Consider the following 23,742-nt stretch of genomic DNA (forward strand, 5'->3'; position numbering starts at 1 on the left):
TTTCGGTTTGACGGGGCCATGGAGAGGGCATTGCAGCATATGCGTAGCCATAACTGTATTGCGCGATCAACTACGGTCCGATCAAGAGCGACTTGGAGTGCGCCAATCGGGTGCTCAAGACGCGAGAATTTAGTGGATACAAAGGCAAGACATTAAACCCAACCGTCGTTGCTGTGAATGCGGTTAAATCGAACGGGTTTGGGCATCACCGATATTTTGACGACGACACAGAACTGGAGGTTCAAATGTACATTCCTGCGCCAGATCGCTATCAAGGAACCGAGTATAGGAGGTGCGGAACTTCCGGGCTAAAGCTCTCTCCTATCTCCCTTGGTCTCTGGCAAAATTTCGGCGGGACGGACGTATTCGAGACAGGAAGAGCAGTCATCCGTCGCGCCTTTGACCGTGGCGTCACGCACTTTGACCTGGCGAACAACTATGGTCCCCCCTACGGTTCGGCAGAGGAGAACTTCGGCAAGATCCTGAACTTGGATCTTCGCTCGCATCGCGACGAACTGCTCATTTCGACAAAGGCCGGCTATGATATGTGGGGCGGACCTTACGGATCTGGCGGATCGCGGAAGCATTTGATCGCTTCGCTGGAACAAAGTCTCGATCGCATGGGCGTTGAATACGTCGATATATTTTACTCACACCGCCCGTCAGAAGATGTTCCACTGGAGGAAACAGTGGCAGCTCTAGCTCAGATCGTCAGACAGGGGAAAGCACTCTATGTTGGCGTATCGTCCTATAGCCCCGAGCGCACTCGCGCAGCGTTCGAAAGCCTGAAAAGAGAAGGCATTACGCTGCTCATCCACCAGCCATCTTACTCCATGCTCAACAGATGGATCGAGGAGAAGTTGTTGGCGGTACTTGACGGCCTTGGCGTCGGCTGCATCGCGTTCTCTCCCTTAGCTCAAGGGCTTCTGACTTCAAAGTACCTGAATGGCATACCGGCAGACGCTCGCGTTACGCGCTCCACATCTTTCGGTGAGAGCCTCCTGAATGGAGACGTCATCGAAAAAGTCCGTGGCCTGAACGATATCGCAAAAAAACGCGGTCAAACACTTGCGCAGATGGCTATCGGCTGGATATTACGGTCTTCGTCGGTGACGTCTGCATTGATTGGCGCAAGGAATGTCGAACAACTCGATGACTCGCTTGATGCATTGAAGAATGTTGCTTTTTCCGACGAGGAACTTTCTGCGATCGATCGGCTCGCCACAGAGGGCGGGGTTGATCTTTGGCGAAGCCAGTCTCGCATCATCTAGCTCCAAACGCTTTTCGTCCTCGTCGCTGGTCTCGCCGGCGATCCGACGGAAGCAATCGAGCAAGGAAGTCTGTTCTGTTGCCCAGTAATGTTTATCACAGATCTGAACGCGGGATGATTTGACCCCGTTTGCAACAGCACCTATCGAAAGGCGGCGCCACTCGAGGCTTTGTCCGGGCATGTAACTCATAGTGCGCCACCAACGATTTAGTCTTCATGCAAGCTTCGAGAAAATAGCCAAGTCATTGGACCACCCTCACGGTAATTATCGTCGAGGTATCATTGATCGGAATCAGGCCGGGAGTTTTATCTTTCATCTCCCGGCCCTCTGCCCATCGATAACCGCGTCGTCGCCCCACTTTAACCCGAATTCCGAAATGACGGCCAATTCTGTCGGCGTCGGCTCACCACACTTCGCCAAGTAGCGCGCTGAAGCGGCCGGGACCATATTGGCACCCCGTAAGACCAGCTACCGTGCCATCAGGATCATGGAAGCCGTGGCGGACACCTGTGTGACAGCCGTCTTGTACGATATCGATCGGTCGGTCTTCGTATGGGTAAGTCTTACATCAGGGCAATTTTTCGCTAATTCGGCCAGTGCCCGGGCTACCTCGGTACCTGAATTTTTAGTCATTTGGCTGGACGTCCGCGACACCGGAAAGAGATTCTACCAGAATTTCCGTCGTTGATCGCAAATGGGTTTCCATCAGTGCGACAGCGAGATTTGCATCGCCAGCAATGACGGCGTCGAAGATCGCCTTGTGTTCCGCAGCCACGTCGCGATCATGCGTACGCATAGGTACGGAAAGACGTCGATAGCGCTCCGTTTGAGCGTAGAGCACTGCCCGGATTTTCATCAACGACGGGCTGTTGCATGCCGCAACGATGGCCAGATGAAATTGCTGATGCGCCGAAGCCCAGCGTTCGCTGAGGATGAGCTTGCCGCCGTCGGTCTCAGTCTCCGGGAGGCGTTGCAGGCGGTGGAACGCCGCCACAAGAGCTGTCTCCCATTCAATGTCGCCATTCTTGACTGACGCACGTATGCAGAGTTCTTCGATTTTAATGCGGGTGTCCGTCAGGTCCAGGAGATCGGCGATCGATACATCGGGGACGCTGAACCCCTTTTGTGCGGTCGCGACCGCCATGTCTTCGGCAGCCAGCCGCGACAGTGCTTCACGCACCGCCCCCAGGCTGACTTCAAAATCGCGCGCGACCTCATTGATGCGTATCTTCGCTCCGGGCCGCAGACGGCAACTCAAAATGTCGGCCTTGAGCCGCTCATAAACATTGTCGGCCTGGGTAAGTGCCGGCTGCGTTGCCATGGTCTTCTCGCATTTGATACTAAAATCTATTTCAAAGGCAGATATAGGTTTTTAATGCGAATTACCACCACGGCGTGACCGAACCCACCCTATCCCCTCAGAAGCCGATGGAACCGGGGTGCGGACGAAATTGCCACGGCAAAGAGCACGGCTGACAGAATGACCTGCTGGGCGGTCGGCGAGACGCCGAGCGCATTCAAGCCGGCATTGAGCAGGCAAAGGATGAGGGTGCCGAAGGCTACTCCTAACGGGCTGCCGCGGCCGCCGGCGAGCGAGACCCCGCCGGTGATCGCAGCCGAAATGGCCGGCACCAGGACATCGGTGAGACCTGAGGGCGATGCGACCGACAATCCGTAGCTGAGCAGCACGCCGCTTGCCGCTGCAAGCCCACCGGAGAGGGTGAAGACTGCAGCGACCATCAGCCCTGTCTCCACGCCGGCTGTTCTGGCCGCAGCGCGGTCCGATCCGGTTGCGACAAGATCCACGCCGATGCGGGTCCAGCGGAAAATCAGGCCGGCGGTGGCAACACAAGCGACGGCAAACAGGCTACGCCAGGAAAAGATGACGAGGAGCGGCTCGTTGATCGCGGCCGACAGGTCCGGCCGCCCGAGCGAGACGGTCAGGTTGCCGGTCACGATATAGGCAAGGCCTGCCGTCGTCATCAGCGTCCCGAGGGATACCGAAATGGAACTGAGGCCAAGCCCGGTGATGGCCAGGCCTTGCAGCAATCCGATGACAAGCCCTGCCACTATACCTGCAATAGCCCCGGCCACCGGATCTCCGGCACCGATGGTGACCGCGATACAGCCGGCGAGGCTCATGACGCCGCCGACCGACAGGTCGAATTCGCGGGCGATCATCGTCAATCCGAGCCCGAGCGCCACCGGCGCTATCGTCGCGAAATATTGCAGGATGCTGAAGAGCACGAATTGCGATGAAGCGGTCCCCTGTATGGCGAGCGCCAGGGCAAGGATGCAAGCCACGACGATAAGAATACCGCCGGCGCTTCTTTCTTCGCTAAACCAGTTACGCATCGTTAGGTCCTCCGCCCAAGTCCTTGGAGAATGACGACCGCCAGCACGGCAAGACCGATCGTCAGCCGCTGAAATTCCATGCTGAATCCCTGGAGCAATGCGAGAGCATTGATGACGGCAATCGCGGTCATGCCGAGAAACGTCTGGATCATGGAGCCGCGGCCACCACCAATCGCCGTCCCGCCGATCAGCACCGCGGCGATGGCCGTATATTCGAAGCCGCGCGCCGTCTGCATGTCCGCCGTCCCGAAACGGGAAGCGATCAGAATGCCACCGATGCCCGCCAGAGCGCCCGCCAGAGCATAGGCGATGATTGTCACGCGGGTGACGTGGATTCCTGCGGCCTCGGCTGCGCGCGCATTGCTGCCCACGAGCATGAGTTCATGGCCGAAACGCGTGAACGTCATGATCAACTGCGCCAGGATCGCCAGTGCCGCGAAAACCAGGAAGGAGATCGGTATGCCGGCAAGACGTCCCTTGAGAAACTGATAATCGAGGTTCGGCGCGTCCATCTTGGGACCGACGATGATCTGCGTCAGACCGATCAGCAGAGCGTAGGCAGCCAACGAGACGATGATGGGATTGGCCCGCAGCGCTCCGATGATCCCGCCTTGAAGGGCGGTAATGACGATACCCGCCAGAACCGCGGTCACGGCGGCAAGCGCGAAACCGTGGCCGAGCATTGCCATGAAGACGATGCCGGTCACCGATGCCGTCGCTCCGAGGCTGAAGGACATGATGTAGCCGCCGAGTGTCACGAATGTCATTGCAAGCGCGACACAGCCGACAAGCGATATGGCGTTGGCAAGCGCGATCAGACTGGGCCGGGTGAAAAACCCCGGCGTGGCCAATGCCACACCGATGAGAAGGGCGATCGCAAGCAGCTTTGCAAGATTTGCCAGGGACGGGGTCTTCACCCGCCTGACTCTTCCCGCCTTCGCGGGTGATGGAGAGATTTCGCTGACCATGCTCATGCCGCCGCCTCCTGTGCGTTGGTGATTTCAGAAAGGATGGCCGTCTCGGTGAATGCGCCACGTTGATGCACGCCGACGATCCGGCCACGGAACATCGTGACGACCCGGTCGACGAGGCCGACAACCTCTTCGAGGTCGGTTGACGCCAGGAGAACGGCATTGCCGTCATCGCATAATCGCCTGAGCGTCTGGTAGATTTCGGCACGCGCGCCCATATCGACGCCGCGCGTAGGTTCATTCATCAGGATGACGCCGGGCATCCGGCGATCGGAGCATCGGCCGATGGCGAGCTTCTGCTGGTTGCCACCGCTGAGGCGACCTGCCGCGAGGTGCAGGCGCGAGGGATCGAAACCGACCTGCTGGGCAAGCACGCCGGCGATGCGGCCTAGACGGCCTGCCGGCAAAAGCCCATTGCTCGACACTTCCGCAAGACGTGTCGCGACAAGATTCGTATGCGCCGGTTTGTCGAGAAACACGCCCTCGCTCGCACGGTCCTCTGAAACGAAACGCACGCCTGATCTCAGAACGCTTGCCGGCGCCCCAAGGCGCAGTTTTCGACCGTCGACGGCCACGTCACCACGGGCGTTGTGAACAAGGCCGGCCAGGGCACGGATGCTTTCCGTTGCGCCCGAGCCGATCTGTCCAACGACGCCGACAATTTCGCCGGCGCGCAGCGTGATATCGAATCCGTCGATCGTGCCCGGCACCTGCAAACCCGAGACATCCAGCATCACCTCGCCCGGCTTGCGGGTGGCTTGCGGGTAGACATCGGTCAGCTCCCTGCCGATCATCAGTTCCAAGAGACGATCGCGCGGCATTTCCGTGACCGGCTGCGTGGTGACGACACGCCCGTTGCGCATCACCGTCACGGAATCGCACAGCTCGTAAACCTCGCCCATGCGATGGGTGATGTAGATGACCGAGCAACTCCTTGCCTTGAGTTGGCGGACCGCATCGAAAACCTTGCCGATTTCCCGCTCAGACAAGGTAGCGGTCGGCTCGTCGAGGATCAGGACGGAGGCATTGCGCACCAGTCCGCGTGCGATCTCCAGCAATTGTCGCTCCGCCAGGGCGAGGTCGCGCGCCTTGACATCGAGGCTGGTCGATTCCAAACCGACGGTATCGAGCGCTTCCCTTGCCATGGCGGTACTTTGAGCGGTGCGCCGCACGAACGGGGCGCTCGCGTGGCCGAGCCAGAGATTGTCATGCACCGAAAGGTCGGGCGCCAGGCTGAGTTCCTGGGCGACGAGCGTCAGGCCGGCGCGCTGCGCATCGATGGGGTTGCGGAAATGGCGTGTTTGACCGTCGACATCAAGCGTGCCTTCGCTCGGGATCAGCACGCCCGTCAATATCTTGACGAGCGTACTCTTTCCCGCACCGTTTCCACCACACAATGCCCGAACTTCACCTCGCTGCAGATCGAGCGACACGTCCTCGATCGCCGTGATGCTGCCGAAGCGCTTTGTAAGCCCCCGTACCGAAAGGCATACGGAATCGGCCGAACCGTGTTCGTTCGTCATGGTGTCCTCCTGTCGATGGTACGCGGTTTACGCTGCTTAAAAGCTGCAGGACTTGGCGTAGCTGTCCAGATTGCCGCTGGAAACGACTTCCAGCGGCGTGGTGACGCTGAGTTTCGGGATATCCTTGCCGGAGAAATAGTCGGTGATCAGCTCTGCTGCCTTCGGACCATCATAGGAAGGAAGAGGGCCGCTCAGCGTGGCATATTGCTTGCCCGCCTGCATGTTGCGGATCCCGGATTCCTGGCAGCCGCCGCCAATGACGAGCAGTTGTCCGGAAGCTGTTCCCAAGTCGATGCCGGCACTGTCTGCCGCCTGGATAATGGCATTCGCCATGGCATCATTCATGCCGTAAATGGCATCCAGGCCGCCATCGGCCGCATATTTGGTGAACATCTGGCCGGCAATCTGCTCGGTCGCCGGCGGGATCCATTGCGCATCCTCGACCTGAACAAGCGTGATCCATGGCTCTTTGGCGAGGCGTGCCTTGAAGCCTTCAAGACGCCTTGGAGCAATACCCTCTGCCAGCGATCCGGTGATCGCAGCCACTTTTGCCGTTTGGCGGCCGCCAGCCTTCAGACCGGCGATCATGGCCTCTGCCGCCAGCTCGCCCGATTTCACATCGTCGAGTGCCATCGTGCCCACGGACAGTCCGTCACCCTTTTCGACCTGCGAAATGACGAGAAAGACGGGAATCCCGGCAGCCTTGGCCCGCTGCAGGCCCGGCGTAACAGCACCTGAGCTGAGCGGCTGCAGGACGATCATATCGGGCTTCTGGCCGATGGCGTCGTCGAGCTGCTGGGCTTGCAGGGCCGGGTCGAACGGGCTGGTCAACTGGGTGACCGTCATTCCGGCCGCTTTCGCCTTATCATCGAATTCATGCGAAAAGGCGCTGATCAGACGATCCTCGGTCGGGCCGGTCAACAGGGTGAGCTTCTTGCCCGCCGCTTCGGCATGGGCAAAGGATGCTACGCTCGATGCGAGCATTGCGGTATAGAGTATCGTTCTGACGATCATGGTTTTCTCCTCCACTTGATCCAATGGCCGGCTCCCTCCGGCAATTCCGCTCAGGCGCCCGTTGCCTCCAGCCGTTCGGCATTCATCAGCAATGGCGACCGCAACAGGATTTCGCTTGTTCGCATCAGGTGCGTACGCATGAGCGCGCAGGCACTTTCGGCATCGCGGGCAAGGGCAGCCTCGCATAGCTGGCGGTGCTCGCCCGCCACGTCGCGATCCCCTGTCCGCAGAGGCACCGAAAGGCGGCGGTAGCGCTCCGCCTGCCGGTAGAGCGAGCTGCGAAACTTGTTCATCCACACGCTCCGAGCCCCGGAAACCAGGGCCGTATGGAAGCTGTCGTGGGCCTGCGACCAAGCCATGCTGAGCTGCAGGCAATCACCGTTCTCGAATTCCGGCATCCGCAGCAGGCGATGCAGTGCGGCGGCCAGCGAGGCTTCCCATTCCACGCTTCCCTCGGCGATCGAGGCTCGGAGACAAATCTGCTCCAGTGCAATGCGCGTCTCGGTCAGGTCATTCAGTTCCTCGGCCGAAAGCGATGCGACCCGATAGCCGCGCTGCGCCGTTGCGATGACGATCTCCTCTGCCGCGAGACGGGAGAGCGCCTCCCGTACCGCGCCCAGACTGACCGACTTATCCGAGGCAATGAAGTTCATTCGAATCCGCTCCCCGGGAGCGAGCGCTCCGCTTAATATGGCCGATCGCAATTGGCTGTGAACCTGATCGGCCTGGGTGGTGGATTCGATGACTTCGTTCATTCATATTTTCTACAACATTAAAAACATTATGTCAAAGAAAATATATTTTATGAAAGATAAGATATTTTAGCGTGGTCTTCCGACTCCTGCGGAGTCGGGCAGCGCGACATGAATTTGCCCACTCAGAATAGGTTTTTGCGGGTTGCTGCGGTCTGCCTTGCAGACACAGAGAAACAGCGTCTTGCGATCTTCGCCGCTGCCCATGCAGGCAATGGCATTCATGCCCGGAAAACCGATCGTTTCGATTTCCCGTCCGTCCGGCGCGATCCGCACGAACTCGCCCAAAAACAGGAGCGGCACCCAGAGGCAACCTTCGGCGTCGAGGGAAAGGCCATCAGGTTCGCCGCGCAGCTCGGCATGAATGCGCCTGTTGTTCAGGCTGCCATCGGCGCCAATGTCGAAAACTGAAATCCGCTTGCCGAAAGTTTCGGCAACATAGAGCGTCGCCCCGTCGGGGCTGACAACAAGACCGTTCGGAAAGAAGATATCCGTGGCGACCTGCTTCAACCCCTTCTGCGGGTGATAGGCCCAAAGGCTGCCATTTTCCTGTGGCGTATCCAGGCCGAAACGAAAGCCTGTTTCTCCAAACCAGGCCCATCCATCAGGATGCACGACAAGGTCGTTCAGGTAGGAACTCTCCACTGGCGGAAGCGATGCCTTGAGGTCCATGACCCCTGTTGCGGGATCGACGCTGAAAAGCTGACGGCCGATCCCGGTTGCCAGCAGCAGACTGCCGTCCTCGGTGAAGTCCATGCCCGCAGGGCGTCCCTCGACCTTGCACAAGGTTTCTACCCCACCGTCTGCGGATAGTTTGGCGATGCGAAAATTGTGCACATCAGAGATATAAAGCACATCGTCACGCCAACGCGGCGATTCCGGCCAGGCAAGGCCTTCGGCATGGAGCCGGGTTTCAATAGGCATTGGCACGATCCTCATATGTTGTTCCCGTCTGCAAGGCGCGGGTATCGGTGGTTAGATGCAATTGGTTCAGGAGGTCGTCGACGAGCGCGCTGAGGTCGCTGAGCTTCTCGCTGGCGCCAAAGACGTAGAAATCCGGACGATGAACCACTGCCTCGATATGGTTGTCGCGGAAATAGGCGGTATAAGTGCCATCGACATCCTGCACGTCAGCATCCGGACCAGTGCCGACATGGACTAACCAGATCCCGATCGCCTCAAGCCTGTCGATCTGGCTGCGTGACAGGACGGAAGCCGGATTGGCCACAGTGCTGACGACAACGAAACGGGTGCTGGGGAAAAAGTCGTCGAATAGCGCGACCCTGCCATCCTTTTTCACCGAGGCCTGCAGACCGAGCGTGCCGTTGAGATGGGTTGGCGAGCCGGTTTCCGGTGAGGCCAGAATGCCCTCGACAAGCTTCGGGAAGTCCGGCATCGGCGGCATCCAGCCATCGCGGAACTTCTCATCGCGAAGACGCGCTTCTTCCGGGTCGAGCGTGCAAGGCACTTTGCCGGCTTCGAGCGATATGATGGTCCAGTCCCGCGTGTGGGGCGAGCGCTCCTGCTCGTAGGTGTCGAGAAGAGATGGCTCGGAAATGCCGCGGACGATCAGGTCCAGCTTCCAAGCGAGATTCTTCGCGTCCCGCAGGCCGGAGCACATGCCCTGCCCCATGAAGGGAGGCGTGGTGTGGGCGGCATCGCCGGCAAGGAAAATTCGCCCTTTGCTCCATTGCTGGGCATGGCGCGCCTCGAATGTGTAGACGAGCTGGCGAATGATTTCGACATCGTCCGGAAAGACGTTCTGTTCGGCAAGCAATTTCCACGCTGCCTCGGGCTTTTCGAGATCTGCGGCGGTTTCACCCGGCATCAACGCCCATTCCCAGCGGCGATGGCGTTTGCCGAGCGGCAGCACGGTGACCGGACGCTTGGGGTCGCAGATCTGGCCGCAATCGAAATCCAGCGAAAAGTTGCGCTTTTTGCGGGCATCGACGACGAGCCATTTCTCGTTGAAGCCGAAATCGTCGCGTTCGATCTCCAGCATGCGGCGGACACTGCTGTTGGCGCCGTCGGCGGCAACCACGAAGCGGGCGCGGATCGTCTCGATCTCGTCCGTTGCGACAGGACGCACCTGGCCCGGCACCATTTTCGTACGCGCGAGCTGCATCTCCACGCCATCCGCATCCTCGGTCAGTGACCGGGCCTCCCAGCCGAGCATCTGGTCCACCGTTTCGGCGGAAGAAAGCTTTTCGCCAAGAGCCGTTTCGAAAACCGGCTGGAACTGCATGTAGTCGGAATTGTAGCCGGAGATACCCTTTGCGCCCCAGTCGAATTCGAGCAGCAGTTCGCGCTGCGCGTTGACCCAGACATACTCGGTCGTGGGATAGCTGTCGGCCAACATGGCGTCCGCTACGCCGAGAGACTGGAAAAGCCGAACGATCTCGTGATCGACATGCCCCGCACGCGGCAAGGCATACAGATCCCGATGCTTTTCGATGACGACCGCCTTCAGCTGCAGCTGCGCTGCAAGCGCTGCCAGGGCAAGGCCAACCGGTCCGCGCCCGATAATGGCAAGATCATAGTTTTTCATGATTGCTCCTCCTGATGGCCGCACCTCCGGCGGTCGACATGACATGATCGATAACACAGGCTCATCGAAAAGAAAATATATTTTTATTTGACAAATCTTTTATTGTGATGGATATCTATCGCATCAGATGGAGGACACATCATGAGATTTGTAAGATTTGCACGCGATGGTAACGAAGGATTGGCCATCGAAGAGAATGGCGCGTTGCGCGGGCTTTTCGTCACCGATCCGGAATTTCCCGGAACGTTGGATGCGCTGGTCGCCGCCGGCGGGCAGGACTTGACCGCTGCCGGCGAGGCCCTGCGGAAGGGAAAGGTGATCTCGCGGGAGGAAATCCGCTACCTGCCACTTCTGTCACGGTCGCCGAAGATCCTCTGCGTCGGACTGAACTATCGGGATCATTCGGCAGAATCCGGTTATGCGCAGCCTAAATATCCGACCGTCTTTGCGCGTTTCGGCTCCAGCCTGATCGGACATCGCGACGAGATCATCCGGCCGAAAGTATCCGATACGCTCGATTTCGAGGGCGAACTCGTTGCCGTCATTGGGCAGGGCGGCTCCAAGATTTCCGAAGAGGACGCCCTTCGACACGTCATCGGCTATTCCATTTTCAATGACGGCTCGATCCGCGAATACCAGCATGCAACGCCACAATGGACGATCGGCAAGAATTTCGATTCCACCGGCGCGTTCGGCCCCGTCTTCGTGACGGCCGATGAACTTCCGCCGGGCTGTGCGGGGCTGGTCCTCGAAACCCGTCTGAACGGTCAGTCGGTACAGCGTGCCAATATCGACGATATGGTCTTCAGCGTTGCCTCGCTGGTGTCGATCCTCAGCCAGACGATGACGCTTGAGCCCGGTGACGTGATCGTCACTGGTACACCCGCCGGCGTGGGTGCCGGCCGCAAGCCGCCGCTCTACATGAAGGAAGGCGACATATGCGAAGTGGAGATTGAACGGATTGGCCTGCTGGTCAATTCTATCCGCGATGAAGTTGCCGTCGGCAGGGAGGCCGCCTGAACTTCAGGCAGAGCAGGGAAGAGGAGGAGCTTCAATGACGGCGATCAAAGGCTTTGTTAATGCGAGCCGTAGGCCGGGCGTGCTCGGTATCCATTCGATGGACGGCTTCAACATCCGGGTTCCGGACCTTCGGGTTGCGAGTGATTTTTATTCCGCTTTCGGTCTGGACGTGCGCGAAGAGGGCAATTCGCTTGGCCTCTATACCCATGGCCATACACACCGCTGGGGATGCCTGTCGGAAGGGCCGCACAAGCGGCTCGGCTTCTTGTCCTTCGGTGTATTCGAAGACGATTTCGACGTGTTTCGCAAACATGTGGAATTAAGCGGCGTGGCTTTGATCGATCCACCCGCAGGCTTCCAATCGAACGGTATCTGGTTCCGCGACCATGATGGCAATATCGTCGAAATCCGCGTGGCGGGGAAAACCTCGCCAAGCGAGAAGTCCGACTTCCGAAATGTTTCTGTGCCCGCCAATCAGGCGTCTGCCCCCTTGCGATCGCGCGCTCCGCTCGTCCAGCCGCGCAGGCTTGCCCATATCCTGATCTTCACGCGGGACGTCGACAAGGCGGTGGCGTTCTATTGCAGGGTTCTCGGCCTACGGCTCTCAGACAGGTCCGCCGATGGGATCGCCTTCCTTCATGGTGTCCATGGCAGCGATCACCATCTTGTCGCCTTTGCCAAATCCGACGCGCCAGGCCTGCACCATCTCAGTTGGGATGTCGGCTCGATCAATGATATCGGGCTCGGCGCCATGCAGATGGCCGACAAGGGGTTCTCGCGAGGCTGGGGCCTTGGTCGTCACGTGCTTGGCTCCAACTATTTTCACTACATCCGCGATCCATGGGGCAGCTACGCGGAATATTCGGCCGACATCGATTTCGTCTCGGCGGAATATGACTGGCCGGCGGCGGACCATGCGCCGGAAGATGCCTTCTATGTCTGGGGGCCAACGCCACCTGAAGATTTTACCGTCAACTACGAGAGTGATTGGCAGCGTTAGCGATAGGCCGGGTATTCAACCGGTCATTTTGCAGGTGCTATGACGTGAGCCGGGCCTCCTGACGCTTGGCACAAGGGCCGTCGCGTCTGTCCGTATGCAATCGGACACGGCGAGGCGCCGTTGGAGAAACTCCTATGGAGAATCAGACTGAGGATTGTGGCACCGTGAAAGTATTTGAATGCATATGGAGTTTTGCTCAGCTTAATAAGTGGCGCTCCAAACCTGACGCCGCATGAACTCGCGGACCTGAACTTCAGTCCGCTCTTGCTTTAGTCGATGCACCGGTTGCCTTCGCAAGGATTGCGGAGTGGCTTGTGGTTTCATTCGAATGATGGACATCCGTGTTGATGACGTCGTCACTCGGACGTTGACCTTTCACAGAGGTCCTCTGTCCCGAAGAAACCATTGCAACTCAATTGTTTGGTAGAACCTCCCTGAGACGCGTCGCGTCTCGGCCAGGCGGGAACCCAAACAGACGAGTGTATTCTCTGCTAAATTGTGATGGACTATCGTAGCCGACGGCGAAACCGACCGACGCGACATCACCGGACCCTGCCAGAAGGCGCATTCGTGCTTCCTGCAAGCGGACTTGCTTTTGATACTGGATCGGCGTCATAGCGGTAATTGCGCGAAAATGGCGGTGAAACGTTGATACGCTCATGCCAGCTTGATCGGCCATCTCCTCGATGCGGATGAGGTCAGCATAGCGACTCCGTAGCCAGCGGAGGGCATGACCGATTTCTGACAATCGGCCGCCGACCGATCCGATCTGGCGAATGAGACCGCCATGTTCGTCGCTGAGCAGGCGCCAAAGAATCTCTCGTTCCAACCCAGGCATCAAAATTGGAATGTCGGCCGGCGAATCGAGCAGACAAATCATGCGCAACATAGCGTCGAGAAGCTCAGGCGAGGCAGTGCTGACGCCCAGGCCTGAGAACTCCGTCGGGTTGCGTTGCGGTATAGCCGCATCGACGAGAAGTGATGCGATCGATGTTGAACGCAATGTCAAGGCAATAGCCAAGAATGGCTCTTCCGCGTTGGCGGACGCGATACGACTGACGATCGGTAGCTCGATCGGGACCACGAGGTATTGACCGACCCCATAGTCGAAGATTCGCTCGCCGAGCACTGTCCGCTTTTTCCCTTGAATGACAACCACCACCGCCGGCTCATAGACGTGGCCGATTGGATCGGTCGTGATGCGGCAAATAGAGAGTTTGAGGCCGGCGATAGCAGTCTGGATCGTTGCCAAGTCCGCTGAGCCGGAATGGTAGATGATGCGTTTTCGAAGTTCGACGAGAGTATCCATAGTCAGCATTCGAGCAGCAATCAGATGGCTGGGCAAGGCAAATGCGCCGGTCGCGCGTCTATGACAGGATCGTGCAAGACTTTGCAAGTATCGGTCTACCGCGTCACACTCGTCGACTGGCTTTATGGCGCACTAGGCGGTGCGTAGCGCGCTTCACGTATATCCGCGCCTGTGGACCATTCGACGCTAAACGAATTCAGAGGAAGGAAGATTTCATGAGACAGATCCCACTCGGGACTCAGGGACTGGTTGTAAGCGCCCAGGGATTAGGTTGCATGGGAATGAGCGCGGCTTACGGGTCTGGCGATGAACAGGAAAGCCTGAGGACGCTGGCACAGGCGCTAGATCATGGTGTAACTTTTTTCGATACTGCTGAGGTTTATGGACCTTTCACCAACGAAGAATTGCTGGGGACCGCGTTCGCGGGGAAGCGAGATGCCGTTGTCCTGGCAACCAAAGTTGGCTTTCAATATACCTCCAATGGTGATCTCGCTATGGTGGATGGCAAACCGATTGTTACCGGGAAACCGTCCGAGATTCGCGTGGCTGTTGAAGGATCGCTTCGCCGACTCCGGACGGATTTCGTCGATCTTGTCTACCTACACCGCATCGATCCGCTTACGCCTATCGAGGAGACGATAGGTGAGCTAGCGACCCTTGTCCGGGACGGCAAGGTGCGCACGATTGGTGTCTCAGAAGCAAGCGCCATAACCATCCGTAAGGCCCATGCTATTCATCCCCTCACTGCCGTCCAGAGCGAATTTTCGTTGTTCGAGCGCGAAGTTGAACGCGATGAGGTCCTGAAGACAATTCGCGAATTGAGGATCGGTTTCGTCGCTTACTCGCCGCTCGGCAGGGGCTTGCTCTCCGGCGCCTTGACGGATCTAAACCAACTTGCGCCAGACGACTTCCGGCGGTTTGACCCGCGTTTCCAAGGCGGCAACTTACAGGCAAATCTCCGTTTGGTAGAACGAATCAAGGAGATAGCTGTGGCAAGGAACGTGACACCATCTCAATTGGCCATCGCCTGGACGATGAACGTAGGGGCGGTCCCGATCCCTGGAACAAAACGATCAAAATATCTAGCGGAAAATATTGCCGCCGCCGATTTGATTCTAAGACCGGACGAGTTGGCGGCGCTCAACGAAGCAGCTCCGATCGGCGCCGCGACGGGGGACCGCTACTCTCCCGCTATGATGGAAACACTGGGACACTAATTGGAAAACTGAAATCATAACACCATCGCCACCGCGATCAGTCAATCTGGTCGGCAGTCAAGCGCGCGGTGCTGCGGCGGCAACCACTGTAAGTAATCTTCTGATTATTTAAGCTCCCCTTTATTATACATTCAATGGGGACGCCCGATGTGTTCGGGCGTCGCTACCGGCTGCAAAATTTACGTTCTGACGAACGCGAGGTCGCGGGCGAGTATGAAAGGCGTCAGATATCCGCAAAGATTGCTCATCGGCATCACCTCCTCTTTCAGGTTGATGCCTAGATAATCGACCATGAACTCCCTTCGAGCCCTCATCCTTTCCCAGCAATCGGGATACTTTTCCCGAATTTCGGCCCGCCCGCGTTCATCCAACAGCACAATGCCATCTTCCGCGTTCGCCGTTTGATAGGCCGATCCTGTCGCAGGAATAATGTCCATTTGAAGCGCTGAATGGCTGTGAAGGGTCTCCACGCTGTTCGGATAAATTGGCGAATTTATCCACTCCTCCAGGTGAAGTAGATGTCCTGGGTTGAGGAGGACGTTGAAGAAGGGATCACCGAGCCGTTCACGCACCAGCGCGTCAAGCCGGCCACCCTCTACGCCGATGCCGACAGTCGAGTACCAATCACACACAGTCTCGAAATAGGGAGCTGCGAGACGCTCTACGTAATCTCGAATGTTGTCATCCAAGTCGTCAGGACCGTCCGCAACGAAGCCGGCACGCGCCGTTAGCGCACCAACATATGAGAACGCAATCAGAAACGGGTCACCACGCTGAATCGTCTTGCTGGAGGGGCTTCTCAATCCGTCCGCCACGGACTCCCCCGATGTCAGCAGTGTATGTGCGCTGAGCGGCAAGCCGATCGGTGCGAGTAACTGGCTCGCCTCAAGCTCGGTAATGCCCGGCTTCACGTTCCGCAGAAGTCGACGGACAGCCTCGGAGCCATGGGTTGCCGCGAACTCGAACTGAGCAATCTCGTCGACCTCAATATGAGTTCGAAGGCCAGTACTCGAATCCATGAGGACATCGGCCGCATTACCGACCGGGCCAAAGCCACGGAGAGCATCTGCAAGATAGGAAGGTATGTCTAGACAAGTCGAGGGCTTGGGATGCTCCCTGTGCGTATAATATTTCCAACCGATCGCAGCAATTCTTGACCCGGTCTCCAACCCAGCTTCTGCTAAATAATCCGGCAGGAACTTGGTGTCCGTCCGATCCTGACCAAGCAGACCGAACGGCTTGTAAATGACTACCTCAGCATCGATTGCGGACTTACGGGCCACACCCTGGTTCTCTATGCCCGTCAAGAGCACCGGCTTTTTTCCCTTCGCGACGATAAGCAGCGCTTCCTCGAACCGCGGGTCAAAGCCAGTGAGATAGGCGATATTGGCGCAATGCTCTCTGTCGCCGTAAACGGCTACCGCATCGAAACCGCGCGCCCAAATTGCAGTCAAAAATCGATGAAAGCGGTCTTCATAGACGGCCTTAGCAATCTCCGGTCTTATTGTGGGCGTTCCGAAATCTGGTAATTCGATATGTCTCAATTCGACGGGCATATGCCCCTCCATTTTTTTGAATTTACTGCAGCCGCCCTTCTCGCGAAAACCACAAGGATCGGCACGTTGGTGACGACTTTCGACAGCAATGACCAACCTCTTCCGGTGGGAACCGGAAGAGCGAAAAATCTATTGACGCATGGCTTCTAGAGGAGGCGCTCGACCACCGAATTGAGCGCGATCACGGCCCGGCGAATGTCGTCGTCGTCCGTAAATTCCGCAGGCGAATGGGAGATCCCATCGCGGCTTCTGACAAAAAGCATAGCCGTGGGGATACCTGCCGCGGCCACTTCGGCGGCGTCGTGGAGTGGTCCGCTTGGGATCGTTATGCTCTTGCCTTGCTCGTTCCCAACCACTTCTTCGAAAATCGATACCAGATGCGGATCAAACCTGACGGGTGGCGTCGACCAAAGATCGTCAAGCCGGACATCGACACCTTCTTCGGCCGCGATCTGCCGTATTGCGTTTCTGACTATGCGACCAGTCCTTTGCAGTACTTCTACATCGTCGTGCCCGTGCTCGATGATGATGGAGGAGCCTTCCGCCACTGTCGTTGTGAAATTGGGGGTAACTTCGCACCGCCCGACGCTTCCCACTCCCCCCAAGCGCAGTGCCGTGTCACGGACAAGAGTGATCACTCTGGCCGCTGCGACAAGTGCGTCCTTGCGGCCGATCATCGGGCTTGCCGCAATGTGATCCAACCGCCCACTGAACGTAGCCTGGTATCGGTCAGCACCATAGGTTCCGCTGACTGCGGCAAGGGGCTTGCCGAGACGCTCTAGAACCGGCCCTTGCTCTATATGTAACTCGACATAGGCTCGCGCATTCTTGAGCCACCGTCCCGTGCGCTCAAACTTTTCAATCGAGGCACCGTAGGCATTGATCAGTTCCTCAACGCCCTCACCCTGGAGTGATCGCAGCTTTCGAATGTCCTCAAGCCGAAGCGTTTTTGCAACCGCGCCAGAACCTATCAGACTTCGGCCGAACTGAACTCCCTCTTCATCCGCAAAACTCGCTACCCTGAACGTCTTGCTCGGCCTTTTCCCAGTCTCAGCGAGCGTTCTACCGATCTCAAGTCCGGCGAGCACACCGAGTGCCCCGTCGTATTTTCCGCCGTCCCTCACTGAATCGAGGTGGCTGCCCACAATTATGGTCTCTTCGCCTTCGCCTGTAAGTGTGAGCCACTGATTTCCAGCTTCATCATTCTCGGATTGCATGCCGATTTCGGCCGCTTTGTCGCGCAGCCAAATGCGCGCCTTCTCCCACGTTGGCGTCCAGCACAATCGCTGCGCGCCACCGGAGTTGCCGGTCAGTTGGGCGAGTTCATCGAGATCGCGAAGGACACGTTCGGGATTAATGGTCATGTTTCACCTATTTTCTACGCTGACCCAGTCCCTGCAGCAGAACTGCAATGACGATCAGCACGCCTCTGGCGATGCGTTGAAGGAAGGGGTCAACCCCTGTGAGGTTAAGGATGTTTGCGAGTACGCCAAGGATGGCCGCTCCAACGAACGTGCCGGCGATCGTCCCCTGTCCGCCGAACAGGCTGGTCCCGCCAACGACGGTTGCCGCGATCGCGTCGAGCTCGGAACCGTCACCTGCCGTACCGCTTCCGACGCCAAGCTGGGACGCGTACAAGACGCCTGCAAGCGCTGCGCAAATACCCGATATGACATAGACTGCGAGCTTGGTGACACGCACGTTGATGCCGCTGAGGCGTGCGGCTTCTTCGCTCGATCCGATCGCGTAGACTCCTCGGCCAAAGACGGTGTTGCGTAGAATGAAGTGGGCAACGACAGCCAGGAGGAGAAAGACAACAGTCGGATTGGGGACGCCAAATGTCTTGCGGTTACCGAGCTCGTACAGAAAATCCGCGTCGATCGGAATGGCTTCGCCGCCGCTCAATATCAACGCTAAGCCGCGCCCGGCTGCAAGCGTTCCAAGCGTCATGATGAACGGCTGAATCCGTCCAAACGCGACTCCCACGCCATTGACACCACCAAGCAACGCTCCCGATAGAAGGGCTGCCGCAATGCCGGCGGCGGCACCATAATCCTTGGTGACATGCGCGATGATGACCGCAACCACCGCCATCATGGACCCCACTGACAGATCGATTCCCGATGTGAGGACAACGAATGTCATGCCAACCGCGAGCACGCCGACAATCGCAATTTGGCGTGATACGTTGAGGAGGTTCGGCTCGGTCAGGAACTGCGGCGACGCGAGCGCGGAAAAGAGGAGAAGTGCGATCAGACCGACAACGGACCCTTTTGGTACCTTCACGCGCCAGCGCCTCTTGGCAACGGGCAGTTCTTCAGATTGAGTTTGCATGGGCTTTGTCCTCCACGTCTTCGGAAAGTGCGTATCTGCTGATGCTGTCCTCTGAGATCTGCGGGCGATCCAAGATGGCCCTGCTTCTTCCTTTCCGCATGACCATCACGCGGTCACAAATTAGAATCAGCTCGTTGATCTCGCTCGACACGACCAGGACCGTGACGCCCTCTGAAGCTAGTTGATGGATGATTTTGTAGATGTCCGACCGGGCCCCCACGTCGACACCCCGCGTTGGTTCATCAAGAATAAGGAGCCTCGGCTTCGTAATGAGCCAGCGAGCCAAGAGCACCTTTTGCTGATTGCCGCCCGAAAGCTCCCGCACCGCCTGGTCGACGTCCTGGTATCGCGTCTTGAGTGGCTTGAGGGCTTCAATCGCGAGATCTTTCTCCTTTCGGCGGGTGATCCAGGACAGGGGTGACCGCCCGAACATCCCAGCGAGTGAGACGTTCTCTCGGATGCTGCGGTCGAGGAGGAGTCCGTCGGTCTTGCGGTCCTCCGAAAGGAACGCCATTCCCAGCCTCCGCGCCTGGTTGTGATCGCCAGAGCGCATAAGCTTATTGCAGAATAGCACATCGCCGCTGCTCCATTTCTCAAACCCGGATACCGCTCTCACAAGCTCGCTTCTGCCCGAGCCGACCACGCCGGCGATCCCGAACACTTCGCCTGCCTGCAATTCGAAACTGACATTTTCGAACATCTTGCCGCTCAAGGCCGACACTTTCAGCGCTGTTGCGCCAGCGAGGCTCGCTTCGCGTATCGTCTGAACAACATCTCGACCGGTCATATGTTTAATGAGTTGCTGTTCCGACATCTCCTTGGTCGGCCAAGTTCCAACACAGCGGCCATCTCGCAGGACGGTCACCCGGTCCGCCAATTTGAAGACTTCATCAAGATGGTGCGTGATGTAGACCACCGTGACACCTTTGGCCTTCAGCCGCATCACGGTTTGATGAACGATCTCAATGTCGTGTTTGCCCAACATCGCCGATGGCTCGTCAAGAACGAGGATCTTGGCATTTCTGAACACAGCCCGAGCGATTTCAAGGAGCTGTCTTTGACCGAGGGATAGCTCGGAGACGAGCGCGTCAACGTCGAGGTGGATCTTAAGACGAGCGAGCGCCTCCGTTGCTTGCTTCCTAGCCTCGCGCCAATTCACGACGCCGAACCGGCTGGGCAGCTGCCCAAGCAATACGTTTTCAGTAACCGAAACGCTTGGACACGCTGTCAACTCCTGGTGAACCACGCTTATGCCCTTGCTGAGCGCTTCGCGTGGACCGAAGGATTCGACGCGGCCGTCATAGAGCCAGAGCTCGCCTGATGATGGAGCGACACTTCCTGACAAGATATTGATCAAAGTACTCTTACCTGCGCCATTCTCGCCGGCGATGGCATGGATCTCGCCGGCTTGGAGCGAGAGGTCGATGCCGCTCAAGGCAAAGACCCCTCTGTACTCCTTGGAGATTTTGCGCAGTTCAATGACCGTAGTCATGATTGCGCAACTCCTCAGCAGGGATTCGACGGAGGTGCGAAACGCCCCCAGCCCGTTTTGATTGCTTCGTTTGCGTTCGACTTGGTTACAGGGTCACCGTTCGGAAGGCGCAGTCTCAAACCTGGCTGGTCATATTTCTCGGCGTTCGGAAATTCTTGGCCGCGAAGGGCATAAATTGCCGCGCGAAGGCCGATGTCGCCGATCAGCGCGGAATAGCCGATATTACCTGCAAGCTGGCCGTCAGCGACCGACTGCATGCCGGCCCGGGAGGCGTCGATGGTGTAAACACCGATCTGCTTGCATTTTCCGGCACGAGCGACCGATCGGGCAGCAGCCCAACCCATATCCTCGCCATGCGTGAAGATCGCGTTCAGGTCCGGAAACCGAGAAATAAAGTCGTCCGTCACCGAGGCTGTTTTCTCCCGTTCCCATTCTCCGTCGCCGCGGGCGACAAGCTGTACGTCCGGATGCTCCTTAAGAGCTTCCGCTAGACCTTTGCCCCGGTCAATTGCCACGGAAGTTCCCGACAGCCCCGTAATTTCCGCAATCTTGCCCTTGCCCCCGATGTCAGTGATCATCTGCTCAGCTTCCGCCTTGGCCAGCGAGATGTTGTCTTGGCTGATGAACAGGGTTTTGGGACCATAGATATCTCGGTCGATTGCGATCACGGGCTTTCCCGCGTCCATGACCCGGCGAACGGCATTAGACAATCCGTTTGCCTCGAGGGGACTAACGATCAAAGCATCGACGCCCTTCGCAAATAGGTCGTCAATATCGTTGCTCTGCTTTGATAGATTGCACCCGGCATCTGTGGTGATAATTTCGACATCGGGATGGCGCTTAGCCTCTGCGAGCACGCTTTCAAGCATGGCGACGCGATAAGGAAACGTGAAGCAGGTCTGGGAAAAGCCTACGAGGATCTTCTTCTTGCCTTCGATCTTCACTGGCCCTTCCGGAAGAGGAAGGACGGACGTGTAGGGCAGATCGGCGTATGTCTCCACCGACTTTTCTTTAACGAGGGCCTCTCCATTGCCGGCCTCTTCCCCATGGGCTGAGGCAAATGCAGCGCAGACAAGTAGAGGTGCCGCGAAACCGAGCCAAGCCCGGCGCGTCTGAATACGAATGTTCATTTCAGTGCTCCCAGTTATGATAAGTTTTGCCAGTATACAAATGAGAGGCGCTTATTAATGGGCCTTTCCCACAGTATGAACGGCAAAATCACCTTGCAATTTGGAGCATAAGTTGATTGAATAAACTAAGTCAAGCGGGTTCTGAATTTTTGTTTTGCGAATGGTCTGAAAAGCGGGAGGCGCCAGAGCGTGCGTTTTGTCTGCTGGTGAATGACTGCGGTTTCGGATAACTGAGATGGACTGGCATCTGTGATCCTGCATGAGGAACTGCCGTGGCAGGTAAGCACTTTCATGCAGGCGACAAGGAATTGAATGTGGACGATTTTATCAGAAAGGGAAGACCATCCCACCAGATGACGATGGACAGGGAAGGCATGCGTCGGGCTAACCTTGCCGTAGTTCTCAAGGCGATTGTGCTATCGGGGCCAATTTCGAGAGCACAGCTTACGAAGCTGACGGCTTTGAACAAGGCGACCGTTACAAATCTCACGGACGAACTGCTTGAGACGAACTGGATCCGGATGAGCGGTACGAACCGTGGTCCGGTGGGGCGGCCTCAGGAACTGTTGTCCCCTAATCCCGCCAAAGGGGTTATTATCGGCGCGGAGATCAACGTCGATCACGTGAAGGTTCTCGTCTCCGATCTATCGGGAAGAGAGAGGATTGTTTCCAAAGTGGAACGGGCGCTAGGGGAGATCACGTTTGGGGAGAGCATTCAACTCGTGGGCGAAACAACGCGTTCTGCCCTCAAGGAACTGGACCTCTCGCCGTCGTCGGTGCTCGGCATAGGGTTGGCCGTGCCCGGCGTGGTGGACGAAAGAAAGCAGTTGCTCGTTGCCGCGAACCTGGGATGGCGCCGACAGGACGTGCAACGCCTCCTTCGGGCAGAATTGCAAGATTTGATCCACCCGCACGTGATCATCGCGATAGACAACGAGGCAAACCTCGCGGCCATTGGGGAGCAAGTCTATGGTCCGTTAGGCTCACTGGAGAATTTTATATATCTTTCTGGCGGACCTGGAATCGGAGCAGGGGTTATGGTCAATGGTCACATCCTACGTGGCGCACACGGTGCCGCGGGCGAAGTGGGCCACATCACCATCCAGCCGGATGGGCCACAATGCGAGTGCGGAAAGAAAGGCTGTTGGCAGGTCTACGTCGGTCGAGACACGCTGGCGCGCCGATACGCGGAAAAAATGCGGGCTGCGGGAAGGGAAGCTGTCGGCCCTTTGACCCACCTTGATATTCGGTCACTTTCCAACGCAGGCGATAAGAACGCCGTCGAGGCGATGCGCATTCTTGGACATTATCTCTCGGTGGGACTTGGAAATCTGGTTGAGATGTATGATCCGTCCGCAATCGTCCTTGGTGGGTTTTTCGCAGAAATGTACGATGATGATTTTGGGGAATTAAAGGGCGAGTTTGTTGACTGGTTGATGGATAGCTTTGGGCGAAATGTCGATTTGCGGGCCGCCGTGAAGGGGCAGAATGCTGCGGTCTGGGGGGCGGCTGGCGTAATCACCGGATTGCTTCTACAGGACCCACGATCATGACATCTCGTGTCTGTGACCGGATTGCTCAAAATCAGGTCCGCGCGCTCAGCCGCCGGGGAGAACCCGACATAAGTAACGCGAAAACGCGATCAAGTCGGCCCCCCTTGAAAATGCTCTGATCAAACGTGGACGTGTCACATAGGCACATAATGCTCCCTAGAACGAAGGAGCGAGCCCTGCCATGATCAGGACGTGGCGCGCATGCCCGGTTATGAATGATTGGCGGCAGACTACCCAGATCACTCTGCTATTTTGGGCGTCTCTGTCGTGCATGCGCAAGGTATTGCTCGAAGTCGGCCATTGCACCCAATTCACCGCCTTCTATCCAACGGATTTTATCGTAAAGATAATCCGTCATCGCCGATAGCTCGATGGCCTTCTTCTCCAAAAGATTCACTTGTCCACGCAGAATGTCGGCGCTGCGGCTTTGCGTCATACGGCCTTCGCGCCGTTCTTTAGCAATAGCGGAGATTTCTTTGAGCGACAGGCCGAGTGATTGAGCCGTGCGGATCATCTTGGCCGCTGTGACGTCCCGGGCGGAGAAAATCTGGTAGGGGTGACGAGCGCCACCGCTTCGCTTCTGCGGCTCAATTAGGCCCAATCGAATGTAAAAGCGGATTGTATCCCGGCTAAGGCCGGTCGCGGCTGCGAAAGCAGAAATCAGCATAATTTTCCTATTGACCGTGGAGTATGCTCC

Annotated in this window: 20 protein-coding genes; 5 read left to right on the plus strand and 15 right to left on the minus strand. The window is 57.6% G+C overall.

What is annotated here, in order from left to right:
* Positions 1 to 245: 245 nt before the first annotated feature.
* On the plus strand, positions 246 to 1,271 hold the full coding sequence (mgrA, locus tag FHT29_RS26500; RefSeq protein ID WP_168600533.1) for an L-glyceraldehyde 3-phosphate reductase: 1,026 nt from the start codon (positions 246 to 248) through the stop codon (positions 1,269 to 1,271).
* Positions 1,272 to 1,896: 625 nt separating this feature from the next.
* On the opposite strand, the gene FHT29_RS26505 is transcribed toward mgrA, so the two are convergent.
* The 8 genes from FHT29_RS26505 to FHT29_RS26540 form a co-directional block, all read right to left on the minus strand.
* Positions 1,897 to 2,592, minus strand: coding sequence for an FCD domain-containing protein (locus FHT29_RS26505; RefSeq protein ID WP_168600447.1), 696 nt, complete (start codon positions 2,590 to 2,592; stop codon positions 1,897 to 1,899).
* 89 nt (positions 2,593 to 2,681) lie between these two features.
* Positions 2,682 to 3,626 (minus strand): ABC transporter permease, encoded by a 945-nt coding sequence (locus tag FHT29_RS26510; RefSeq protein ID WP_168600448.1) that lies wholly within the window; start codon positions 3,624 to 3,626, stop codon positions 2,682 to 2,684.
* Positions 3,627 to 3,628: 2 nt separating this feature from the next.
* Positions 3,629 to 4,600: an ABC transporter permease gene (locus tag FHT29_RS26515; protein WP_168600449.1), complete on the minus strand. Its 972-nt coding sequence runs from the start codon at positions 4,598 to 4,600 to the stop codon at positions 3,629 to 3,631.
* Complete coding sequence (locus FHT29_RS26520) at positions 4,597 to 6,120, minus strand: sugar ABC transporter ATP-binding protein (RefSeq protein WP_168600450.1); 1,524 nt, start codon at positions 6,118 to 6,120, stop codon at positions 4,597 to 4,599. The genes FHT29_RS26515 and FHT29_RS26520 overlap by 4 nt, the downstream gene beginning before the upstream one ends.
* Before the next feature lie 36 nt (positions 6,121 to 6,156).
* A complete protein-coding gene (locus FHT29_RS26525; protein WP_168600451.1) occupies positions 6,157 to 7,134 on the minus strand; it encodes a sugar ABC transporter substrate-binding protein in 978 nt (325 codons plus the stop codon).
* A 50-nt stretch (positions 7,135 to 7,184) separates the two neighbouring features.
* A complete protein-coding gene (locus tag FHT29_RS26530) occupies positions 7,185 to 7,889 on the minus strand; it encodes an FCD domain-containing protein (RefSeq protein WP_168600452.1) in 705 nt (234 codons plus the stop codon).
* Positions 7,890 to 7,955: 66 nt separating this feature from the next.
* Complete coding sequence (locus FHT29_RS26535; protein WP_168600453.1) at positions 7,956 to 8,810, minus strand: SMP-30/gluconolactonase/LRE family protein; 855 nt, start codon at positions 8,808 to 8,810, stop codon at positions 7,956 to 7,958.
* The gene (locus FHT29_RS26540) at positions 8,800 to 10,434 is read right to left on the minus strand and encodes a bifunctional 3-(3-hydroxy-phenyl)propionate/3-hydroxycinnamic acid hydroxylase (RefSeq protein ID WP_168600454.1); all 1,635 of its coding nucleotides are present in this window, start codon (positions 10,432 to 10,434) and stop codon (positions 8,800 to 8,802) included. The genes FHT29_RS26535 and FHT29_RS26540 overlap by 11 nt, the downstream gene beginning before the upstream one ends.
* 141 nt (positions 10,435 to 10,575) lie before the next feature.
* Between FHT29_RS26540 and FHT29_RS26545 the strand changes: the two genes are divergently transcribed.
* Together FHT29_RS26545 and FHT29_RS26550 are read left to right on the plus strand one after the other, a co-directional pair.
* On the plus strand, positions 10,576 to 11,454 hold the full coding sequence (locus FHT29_RS26545; RefSeq protein ID WP_168600455.1) for a fumarylacetoacetate hydrolase family protein: 879 nt from the start codon (positions 10,576 to 10,578) through the stop codon (positions 11,452 to 11,454).
* Between the two features lie 34 nt (positions 11,455 to 11,488).
* Positions 11,489 to 12,454 carry a VOC family protein gene (locus tag FHT29_RS26550; RefSeq protein WP_168600456.1) on the plus strand — a complete coding sequence of 322 codons (966 nt, stop codon included), beginning with the start codon at positions 11,489 to 11,491 and terminating at the stop codon, positions 12,452 to 12,454.
* 412 nt (positions 12,455 to 12,866) lie between these two features.
* On the opposite strand, the gene FHT29_RS26555 is transcribed toward FHT29_RS26550, so the two are convergent.
* Positions 12,867 to 13,763 carry an AraC family transcriptional regulator gene (locus FHT29_RS26555; RefSeq protein ID WP_168600457.1) on the minus strand — a complete coding sequence of 299 codons (897 nt, stop codon included), beginning with the start codon at positions 13,761 to 13,763 and terminating at the stop codon, positions 12,867 to 12,869.
* Between the two features lie 215 nt (positions 13,764 to 13,978).
* Here FHT29_RS26555 and FHT29_RS26560 point away from each other — a divergent pair, with 215 nt between their 5' ends.
* On the plus strand, positions 13,979 to 14,980 hold the full coding sequence (locus FHT29_RS26560; RefSeq protein ID WP_168600458.1) for an aldo/keto reductase: 1,002 nt from the start codon (positions 13,979 to 13,981) through the stop codon (positions 14,978 to 14,980).
* 179 nt (positions 14,981 to 15,159) lie between these two features.
* Here FHT29_RS26560 and FHT29_RS26565 read toward each other — a convergent pair whose 3' ends face one another.
* The 5 genes from FHT29_RS26565 to FHT29_RS26585 form a co-directional block, all read right to left on the minus strand.
* Positions 15,160 to 16,536: an aminopeptidase P family N-terminal domain-containing protein gene (locus FHT29_RS26565; RefSeq protein WP_210255542.1), complete on the minus strand. Its 1,377-nt coding sequence runs from the start codon at positions 16,534 to 16,536 to the stop codon at positions 15,160 to 15,162.
* A 146-nt stretch (positions 16,537 to 16,682) separates the two neighbouring features.
* Positions 16,683 to 17,900: a Zn-dependent hydrolase gene (locus FHT29_RS26570; protein ID WP_168600459.1), complete on the minus strand. Its 1,218-nt coding sequence runs from the start codon at positions 17,898 to 17,900 to the stop codon at positions 16,683 to 16,685.
* A gap of 7 nt (positions 17,901 to 17,907) precedes the next feature.
* Positions 17,908 to 18,870, minus strand: coding sequence for an ABC transporter permease (locus tag FHT29_RS26575; protein WP_168600460.1), 963 nt, complete (start codon positions 18,868 to 18,870; stop codon positions 17,908 to 17,910).
* A complete protein-coding gene (locus FHT29_RS26580; protein WP_168600461.1) occupies positions 18,854 to 20,362 on the minus strand; it encodes a sugar ABC transporter ATP-binding protein in 1,509 nt (502 codons plus the stop codon). The genes FHT29_RS26575 and FHT29_RS26580 overlap by 17 nt, the downstream gene beginning before the upstream one ends.
* Positions 20,363 to 20,376: 14 nt before the next feature.
* A complete protein-coding gene (locus tag FHT29_RS26585) occupies positions 20,377 to 21,492 on the minus strand; it encodes a substrate-binding domain-containing protein (protein ID WP_168600462.1) in 1,116 nt (371 codons plus the stop codon).
* Positions 21,493 to 21,764: 272 nt separating this feature from the next.
* Here FHT29_RS26585 and FHT29_RS26590 point away from each other — a divergent pair, with 272 nt between their 5' ends.
* Positions 21,765 to 23,045 carry an ROK family transcriptional regulator gene (locus FHT29_RS26590; RefSeq protein WP_168600463.1) on the plus strand — a complete coding sequence of 427 codons (1,281 nt, stop codon included), beginning with the start codon at positions 21,765 to 21,767 and terminating at the stop codon, positions 23,043 to 23,045.
* A gap of 247 nt (positions 23,046 to 23,292) precedes the next feature.
* On the opposite strand, the gene FHT29_RS26595 is transcribed toward FHT29_RS26590, so the two are convergent.
* On the minus strand, positions 23,293 to 23,712 hold the full coding sequence (locus tag FHT29_RS26595; RefSeq protein WP_168600464.1) for a MerR family transcriptional regulator: 420 nt from the start codon (positions 23,710 to 23,712) through the stop codon (positions 23,293 to 23,295).
* Between the last annotated feature and the right edge of the window lie 30 nt (positions 23,713 to 23,742).

It is taken from the genome of Rhizobium sp. SG741 (assembly GCF_012275435.1).
GTDB classification, from domain to species: Bacteria; Pseudomonadota; Alphaproteobacteria; order Rhizobiales; family Rhizobiaceae; genus Rhizobium; species Rhizobium lusitanum.